A 7845-nucleotide genomic window follows, 5' to 3' on the forward strand; every position below is an offset into this window, starting at 1 on the left:
TCCGGGCGAGCGCGGCGACGGGGAGGAGGCACAGGGCCACGACGGACCATCCGCCGGGACCGGGCACACCGCCTCCCCCGGCCGTGTGCGCGACGGTGGCGGTGAGCGCGGATGCCAGCACCACGACAGCCGCGCGCCACTGCGCGATCGGGTCGCGGTACCTGGTCACGGTGTAGAAGCTACTCCCACCCCTCCGGCGCTCCCGGCGTCGGTGGGGTGGACGGTCAGTGCGCGCGGGGGTGGAGCTCGGTGGCTCAGACGGGGGGCCCGTCCGGGTGGTCGCGGCGCCCGGTGACCGAGAAGCCGTGCCGTTCGTACAGTGTGACGTTCCGCAGGTCCGAGGTCTCCAGGCGCCCGATCCGGTCGCCGCGCAGGGCCACGATCTGTTCGACCGCTGTCACGTCGGGGTCCGGGGCGTCCGGTGGCAGGAGCGCGATCACGCCGTCGAGGTCCCCGGTGACAGCGACGAACCCGTGTCGGTGGGCGTGCGCGGGACAGAGCTCCTGCAGGGCGAGCAGGCGCTCGCCGTACCCCTCCTCGGGGATGACGTGGCGGGTCCAGGGGTAGTGCTCGAACGCCCGGACGAGGATCTCCGCGGCCGTCGCGAGATCGTCCGGACCGGCCAGGCTGGGGTCACGCTTCGCCGCCGCCCGCCGGGCGGATCATCGTCGTGGACTCCTGCCCGGGCCCGGTGGGGACGGTGCCCACGGGGCGGAAGCCGAACCGTTCGTACAGACGGCGACTGCCCGAGGTGGTGGCCTCGAGGAACACCGGATACGGCCCGCCCCGGTCGATGAGGTCCAGGCGGTGGCGCAGGAGCGCCGATCCGATCCCCTTCCCGCGGGCCCGGGGACCGGCGGCGATGTCATGGAAGTACCAGTGCGGTTCCGACGGCCTGTGGGCCTCGACCGCGCGGGTATGGGCCCGTCCGCGGCGGGCGGTGGGTGAGACCATGTAGCGCAGGGCCGCCGCGATGCGGCCGACCCACCCGGAGAACCGGCCCGCATCGCGGTGGGGCGGCTCCCAGAGCAACGCGCCCAGTACCTCTGCGCCGTCAACGGCCACATCGACCCGGTCAGGGTGTCGACTGACGTGACGGCGGTAGTGCGCGGTCAGGCGTGCGGACCGTGAGGTCGCGTCAGGGTAGAACTGCGCCCACGCGGGGTCGTCACGGAACGCCTCCCCGAGCATCTCCCCGGTCGCCGGTGCGTCGGCAGGCCTCGCCGTCCTGATCTCCACCATGGTGCCCTCCTTCTGGTCATCAGTATTCTACGATGTAGAAATGGCGGCGTGGGCCCGGTGGCCCGAAAGTGGGGGGATCCGATGGTCGAGCGACACTCCGGACGTGGGCCGAGGGGACTGTCCCCCGAGCGGATCGTCGATGCGGCCGTCGGTCTGCTCGAGGAGGGCGGGCAGGAGTCCTTCAGTCTGCGCGGTGTGGCCCGAGCGGCGGGGTGCGACGCGATGTCGGTGGCCTATCACTTCGGGTCCAAGGAGGGGCTGACCAGGGCCATGGCGTCATGGCTGGACGCCCGGGTGCGGCCCGCCGCGCCCGGGGAGCACTGGCGGTCGACACTGCTCCACCTGGCCGAGCAGTACCGCGCGCTGGCCAGGTCGTATCCCCGGACGTTCCCGTTGCTCCAGCGGTTCACCCACACCGGGTCGGCCGACTACGCCACCACCGAGGTCGTGCACGCGGCGATGGCGGGTGCCGGGATCCCCCGGCCGCAGGTGGTGACCGTGACGGTGGGTTGGTTCGCGACGGTGCTCGGGCTGGCCACGGCCGAGGCGCTGGGGATGATGGCTCCCGTGGACTCCGCCACCGCGGTGGAGATCGAGGCGCTTCCCGCCGAGGACTACCCGCTCACCACGGCGCTCCTGGCGGACTATCGCGGGATCGACCCCGGTGTCGTCTTCGGCACCGCCGTCGATCTGATGCACGACGGGATCGAGCGGCTGGCCGGCGGGGCTCGAGGCGACTAGCGCGAGTGGTGCTGCGCGAGTTCGTCGACGGTCTTGTCCGACGTCTCGGAGATGATGTCGAGAATCTGCTGATAGTGCGCGGAATCCGCGCTCACGAGCGACACGTGGTCCTCGCCGTCCGCCAGGACGAGGGCCCCGATACCGCTGCGCTGCGTCACGGCGTCGATGTACCGGATGGAGTTCTCCGGGGAGACCATCGTGTCGGCGGTGCCGACCGCCGTAACCGGGTCGTCACATCGCGTCGACGCGGTGCTCACACCGCGGACCTACGGTGAGCCGGTTCGCGCCCGCCGCGCGACATCCGTCGATACCGCTTCGAGAGAGGCCGCGCATGTCCATCGCAGACACCCACAGTAGCCACCATGACGGAACGCGATCTCACCTCGAGAGCGGTGACTACCTGGCCAGGCGCCAGTTGAAAAAGGGCACCGCCGGGTGGGTGCTGCTCGCGGGTCTCGGCGTCAGCTACGTGATCTCGGGCGACTACTCGGGGTGGAACTTCGGCCTGGAACAGGGCGGCTTCGGTGGCCTGCTCATCGCCGCGGTGATCATCGCCGGCATGTACCTGGCCATGGTGCTCGGCATGGCCGAGATGTCCTCGGCGCTCCCGGCCGCGGGCGGTGGCTACACCTTCGCGCGGCGCGCCCTGGGGCCGTGGGGAGGGTTCGCCACCGGGACCGCCATCCTCATCGAGTACGCCATCGCGCCCGCCGCCATAGCGACGTTCATCGGCGCGTACGTCGAATCCCTTGAGTTGTTCGGCATCACCGACGGGTGGTGGGTCTACCTCGCGGTGTACGCGGTGTTCATCGGCATCCACCTCGCCGGAGTCGGTGAGGCCCTCAAGGTCATGTTCGTCATCACCGCCATCGCTCTGGTCGGCCTCGTCGTCTTCGCCGTGGCGGCCGCGGGCCAGTTCGAGGCGTCGAACCTCACCAACATCGCTCCCACCGACGCCGCCGGTGCCTCGGACTTCCTGCCGTTCGGATTCCTCGGCATCTGGGCCGCCGTGCCGTTCGCGATCTGGTTCTTCCTCGCCATCGAGGGTGTGCCGCTGGCCGCCGAGGAGGCCAAGGATCCGGCCCGCAACGTTCCCCGCGGCATCATCGCGGGGATGGGGGTCCTGCTCGTCACCGCGACCACCGTCCTGGTCCTGGCCACCGGTGCCGGCGGCGCGGATGCCATCCAGTCCTCCGGAAACCCACTTGTCGAGGCGCTCGGCGACGGGTCGGCCGCGAAGCTGGTCAACTACATCGGGCTCGCCGGTCTCGTCGCCAGCTTCTTCTCCATCATCTACGCCTACTCCCGTCAGTTGTTCGCCCTCTCCCGGGCCGGCTACCTGCCCAGGGCGCTGTCCGTCACCAATTCGCGCAGGGCGCCGACCCTGGCCCTCGTCGTCCCGGGAGTACTCGGGTTCCTGCTCTCCCTCACCGGCCAGGGCGACATGCTCCTCAACATGGCGGTGTTCGGTGCTGCGCTCAGCTACGTCCTGATGATGGTCAGTCACATCGTGCTGCGCCGAAGGGAGCCGGACATGGAGCGCCCCTACCGGACCCCTGGCGGCGTCGTGACCACAGGGTTCGCCCTTGTCGTGGCCGCGTTGGCCGTGGTGGCCACGTTCCTCGTCAACAGCACGGCCGCGCTCTGCTGCCTGGTGGTGTTCGGTGCGTTCATGCTGTACTTCGGTATCCACAGTCGCCACCACCTCGTCGCCAACTCCCCGGACGAGGAGTTCGCCGCACTGGCCCGAGCGGAAGCAGAACTCGAATGAGCCCCGATGAATAGGTACACCCAGCAGGTCTCGGGAACGACCTTTCGGTTCGACGGCCTCGTGGACCTGATGGCCAAGGCGTCCGCGCGGAGATCGGGTGACGAGTTGGCCGGGTGCGCGGCGTCGTCCGACGCCGAACGCGCCGCCGCGCAGTGGGCGCTCGCCGAGGTCCCGCTCGAGACCTTCCTCGAGGACCTGCTCGTGCCGTACGAGACCGATGAGGTCACCCGTCTCATCGTCGACTCGCATGATCGCGCCGCGTTCGCACCGGTGGCCCACCTCACTGTGGGTGGCCTACGCGACTGGCTCCTCGAGGTCTCGGCCTCTGCCGGGGCGGCCGCGACGCTGGCCTCCGTGGCGGCGGGGCTGACCCCGGAGATGGTGGCGGCGGTGAGCAAGCTGATGCGCAACCAGGACCTGATCGCCGTGGCCCGCGCGGTCCGGGTGACCTCGGCGTTCCGGACCACCGTGGGCCTGCCGGGCACCCTGGCGACGCGCCTGCAGCCCAATCATCCGACCGACGACCCGAGGGGCATCGCCGCGGCCACCCTCGACGGTCTGCTCCTGGGCTCCGGCGACGCGGTGATCGGCGTCAATCCGGCGACGGACTCCCCGCACGCCACCTCGGACCTGCTGCATCTGCTCGACGAGATACGCCAGCGCTTCGAGATCCCCGCGCAGTCCTGCGTCCTGTCACACGTCACCACGACGATGGAACTCATCGAACAGGGGGCGCCGGTGGATCTGGTCTTCCAGTCCGTCGCCGGCACGGAGGGCGCCAATTCAGGCTTCGGGGTGGACCTCGCGCTGCTGCGCGAGGCCAATGAGGCGGGCCGCTCGCTGCATCGCGGGACCGTGGGCGACAACGTGATGTACCTGGAGACCGGGCAGGGCTCGGCGTTGAGCGCGGGCGCACACCTGGGGACGGGAGGCCGGCCCGTGGACCAGCAGACCCTCGAGGCCAGGGCCTACGCGGTGTGCCGTGACCTCGATCCGCTGCTGGTCAACACGGTCGTGGGGTTCATCGGTCCCGAGTATCTCTACGACGGCAAACAGATCATCCGCGCAGGGCTCGAGGACCACTTCTGCGGCAAGCTCCTCGGTCTGCCGATGGGTGTGGACGTCTGCTACACCAATCACGCCGAGGCCGACCAGGACGACATGGACAGCCTGCTCACACTGCTCGGTGCGGCGGGCGCCGCCTTCGTCATCGCGGTGCCCGGCGCCGATGACGTGATGTTGGGATACCAGAGCCTGAGCTTCCACGACGTGTTGTATGTCAGGCAGGTGCTGGGGCTGACCCCGGCCCCGGAGTTCGCGGAATGGCTCGACCGTCTGGGCATGGTCGACGCGCGGGGACGGATTCTGGACATCGACGCCACCGGGTCTCCGCTCCGCGCCCTGACGGGGACGAGATGAGCGGGATCGAGCCCTCCTTCTGGGACGAACTGCGCCGCAGCACCCGGGCACGTATCGGGCTGGGCCGCACCGGAGACTCGCTCCCCACCCGCCGGGTTCTGGAGTTCCGGTCCGCCCACGCCGCCGCGCGGGACGCCGTGCACATGCCGCTGGATGTCGAGGCGCTGGCCGCGCAGGTGCGGGAGATCGGTATCGGGGAGCCGGCCGTGGTCACCTCGCGGGCCTCCTCGCGTGGGGAATACCTGCGACGGCCGGATCTGGGCAGGGTGCCGCGGGATGTGTCCTCGATCCCCGAGGGGGAGTTCGACGTGGGCGTCGTCCTGGCCGACGGCCTGTCCCCACGTGCGCTGATGGACCACGGCGCCGGGCTCCTCGGCGCGATGGTGTCCGAGCTGGCCGAGCTGTACTCGCTCGCCCCGCCGGTGATCGCGACCGAGGCCCGGGTGGCACTGGGCGATCATCTCGCCCGCGCCATGGGCGCCCGCACGATCGCCGTGATCATCGGCGAGCGGCCGGGATTGTCGGTCGCCGACAGTCTGGGGATCTACCTGACCCACCTCCCCTCGCCGGGAACCCCCGACTCCGGGCGCAACTGCATCTCCAACATCCACCCGCCGGACGGGTTGGACTACGCCCGATCCGCGCACATCGTCGCGCGGCTCATCGCGGGGGCCCGGGAACTCGGCGCGTCCGGGGTGGCGCTGAAGGACACCTCGCGGGCGGCCGGAGTGGAGGCCGGGGACACGCTGACGGTCGAGGGTGAGGCATCAGACACTCGGACACCGGAGTGAGGTCCACACCGGACACGCGCCCCGTTTTCTCAGCTCATACCTATTCTTTGCCTATCTAAGGAGGAGGGCCACCACAGCCCGCTCTCAGGATTCTAGACTCCCGACCCGTAAGTGATCCGCATCACACCTTACGGGGGTCCCGTGTCACCACGTCGAACAGCACTACGCGCAGCAGCGCTCGCCACCGCCTTCCTCGTCGCCGTCGGAACGCTCGCCGCCCCGGCGACGTCCGCGCAGGGTTCGAGCGACATCGGCTCGAGCGGGATCGGCTCGAGCGGGACCGGCTCGAGCGGGACGGGGTCGAGCAACGACCCCGCCGCCGCCTTCTACGAGCCGCCCGCCGTACTCCCGCCGAACAACGGTGACCTGATCAGGTCCGAGTACTTCCGACTGGCCGTGTCGCTGCCCTCCGTGCGAGGGATCATCGGTGCGGGCGATACCAGGGACTGGCCGGCCGACGGCTACCGCATCATGTACCGCTCCGTCGGGTCGAAGGGTCAGCCCATCGCCGTGACCGGTACCTATCTGAAGCCGGCCGCGCGATGGAACGGCGGGGGCAGCCGGCCCCTGGCGGTGCTGGCGCCGGGCACCATGGGGCAGGGCGACAACTGTGCGCCGTCCAAGTCCTTCCAGACGCTCGCCACCGTGAAGGACAACCCGCCCAGCGCCGGGATCGGGTACGAGTACATCCAGGCCTACGCCCTGGTGGCGCGGGGCTACGCCGTCGTCGTACCCGACTACGAGGGCCTCGGCACCCCCGGGATCCATTCCTACGTGCATCGCGAGTCCTCCGGTCGCGCGGTGCTCGACGCGGCGCGCGCCGCCGCCACGATCCCCGCGGCAGACACCGGGCCGAACCCCCGTACGGTGTTCACCGGTTACTCCCAGGGCGGGGCGGCGGTCGCCGCCGCCGCCGAGATGCATCCGCAGTATGCGCCGGAGGTCAACCTGCTCGGCACCGCGGCGGGGTCGCCGCCGGCGGATCTGGTGGCCACCCTCGACCAGATCGACGGCACCGCGATCGCCGGTGCGATCGGGTACGCGCTCAACAGTCTCGCCGACGCCTATCCCGAGGTGCAGCAGCGTCTCGACGTGCACCTCAACACCGCAGGCAAACAGATGCTGCGCACGGTCGCCGACCAGTGCCTCGTGGACACCGTCCTGCAGTACGGGCTCCGCAACACCTCGGAGTTCACCAAGACCGGTCGCCCGGCCATCGAGATCGTCCGCGAGGACCCGATCGCCCTGCACTACACGGAGCTACAGCGCATCGGTCTGGTCCGGCCCACGACACCGGTCCGGGTGCTGGCGGTGACCAACGACGATGTCGTGCCCGGTCCGCAATCGCTCCAGCTCGGCCGCGACTGGTGCGAACGGGGCGCCACCGTCCAGATGGACGTGGACGAGACGCCGCCGCTGCTGCCGGGGATGATCCTCAATCACGTCGGCCCGATGATCACGCAGGTCAACAGCACCGTGCAGTACCTCGCCGATCGGATCGCCGGGCAGCCCGCACCGAGCAACTGCGGGACGTACTAGGCCCGGGACCGGTGGGCGGGCCCGCGTGCTCCTAGGCGGACGTCCTCACCGGGCCCGACGGGGTGACCGGCCGCGGGAGACGGCCCGCGTTCGCGTCGGCGAGCAGCGCGTCGACCGTTTCCCGCGCACAGGTCTTGTTGGACCCGATGAAGCCGCGCGGTCCACGCTTGATCCAGCCGACCACATAGGAGCCGGGAACCTCGGACCCACCGGGGCGGTCGAGGACGCGGCCGCCCCGGTGGGGGATCGTCCCGGTGGCCGGGTCGAACGGCACGCCGGGCACGGGCACCCCGCGGTACCCCACCGACCGCAGGACCAGCCCCGCGTCCAGCACCTCCTCCG

General features: G+C 70.5%; 8 protein-coding genes and 1 pseudogene. 5 read left to right on the forward strand and 4 right to left on the reverse strand.

Annotated features, from left to right (window positions below; translation table 11 throughout):
* Positions 1-254 precede the first annotated feature (254 nt).
* The gene (locus G6026_RS17050) at positions 255-440 is read right to left on the reverse strand and encodes a hypothetical protein (protein ID WP_231750403.1); all 186 of its coding nucleotides are present in this window, start codon (positions 438-440) and stop codon (positions 255-257) included.
* 193 nt (positions 441-633) lie between these two features.
* Positions 634-1242: a GNAT family N-acetyltransferase gene (locus G6026_RS01815; protein ID WP_107757729.1), complete on the reverse strand. Its 609-nt coding sequence runs from the start codon at positions 1240-1242 to the stop codon at positions 634-636.
* 81 nt (positions 1243-1323) lie between these two features.
* Here G6026_RS01815 and G6026_RS01820 point away from each other — a divergent pair, with 81 nt between their 5' ends.
* On the forward strand, positions 1324-1983 hold the full coding sequence (locus tag G6026_RS01820; protein WP_182612076.1) for a TetR/AcrR family transcriptional regulator: 660 nt from the start codon (positions 1324-1326) through the stop codon (positions 1981-1983).
* Here the strand turns inward: G6026_RS01820 and G6026_RS01825 are convergent.
* Positions 1980-2240 (reverse strand): hypothetical protein, encoded by a 261-nt coding sequence (locus G6026_RS01825; RefSeq protein WP_182612077.1) that lies wholly within the window; start codon positions 2238-2240, stop codon positions 1980-1982. The two genes, G6026_RS01820 and G6026_RS01825, sit on opposite strands and share 4 nt — an antisense overlap.
* A gap of 74 nt (positions 2241-2314) precedes the next feature.
* Between G6026_RS01825 and eat the strand changes: the two genes are divergently transcribed.
* The 4 genes from eat to G6026_RS01845 all read left to right on the forward strand — a co-directional run bounded on the left by eat (position 2315) and on the right by G6026_RS01845 (position 7503).
* Positions 2315-3754, forward strand: a complete 1440-nt coding sequence (eat, locus tag G6026_RS01830; RefSeq protein ID WP_107757727.1) for an ethanolamine permease — start codon at positions 2315-2317, stop codon at positions 3752-3754.
* Between the two features lie 6 nt (positions 3755-3760).
* Positions 3761-5173 (forward strand): ethanolamine ammonia-lyase subunit EutB, encoded by a 1413-nt coding sequence (locus G6026_RS01835; RefSeq protein WP_182612078.1) that lies wholly within the window; start codon positions 3761-3763, stop codon positions 5171-5173.
* Positions 5170-5964, forward strand: coding sequence for an ethanolamine ammonia-lyase subunit EutC (gene eutC, locus G6026_RS01840; RefSeq protein ID WP_182612079.1), 795 nt, complete (start codon positions 5170-5172; stop codon positions 5962-5964). Before G6026_RS01835 ends, eutC begins: the two co-directional genes overlap by 4 nt.
* Positions 5965-6105: 141 nt before the next feature.
* The gene (locus tag G6026_RS01845; RefSeq protein ID WP_309230294.1) at positions 6106-7503 is read left to right on the forward strand and encodes a lipase family protein; all 1398 of its coding nucleotides are present in this window, start codon (positions 6106-6108) and stop codon (positions 7501-7503) included.
* Positions 7504-7534: 31 nt separating this feature from the next.
* Here the strand turns inward: G6026_RS01845 and G6026_RS01850 are convergent.
* Positions 7535-7845, reverse strand: a pseudogene (locus G6026_RS01850) (4Fe-4S ferredoxin); the annotation flags it as partial.

Origin of the sequence: Dietzia sp. DQ11-38-2, assembly GCF_014145055.1 — a bacterium.
In the GTDB taxonomy this organism is placed as follows: domain Bacteria; phylum Actinomycetota; class Actinomycetes; order Mycobacteriales; family Mycobacteriaceae; genus Dietzia.

What these genes read in the sequence shown, in the direction of transcription:
- G6026_RS01835 (WP_182612078.1), top strand. Translation starts at nt 3,761, where the DNA reads ATGAATAGGTACACCCAGCAGGTCTCGGGAACGACCTTTCGGTTCGAC.
- G6026_RS01815 (WP_107757729.1), bottom strand. Translation starts at nt 1,242, where the DNA reads ATGGTGGAGATCAGGACGGCGAGGCCTGCCGACGCACCGGCGACCGGG.
- G6026_RS01820 (WP_182612076.1), top strand. Translation starts at nt 1,324, where the DNA reads ATGGTCGAGCGACACTCCGGACGTGGGCCGAGGGGACTGTCCCCCGAG.
- eutC (WP_182612079.1), top strand. Translation starts at nt 5,170, where the DNA reads ATGAGCGGGATCGAGCCCTCCTTCTGGGACGAACTGCGCCGCAGCACC.
- eat (WP_107757727.1), top strand. Translation starts at nt 2,315, where the DNA reads ATGTCCATCGCAGACACCCACAGTAGCCACCATGACGGAACGCGATCT.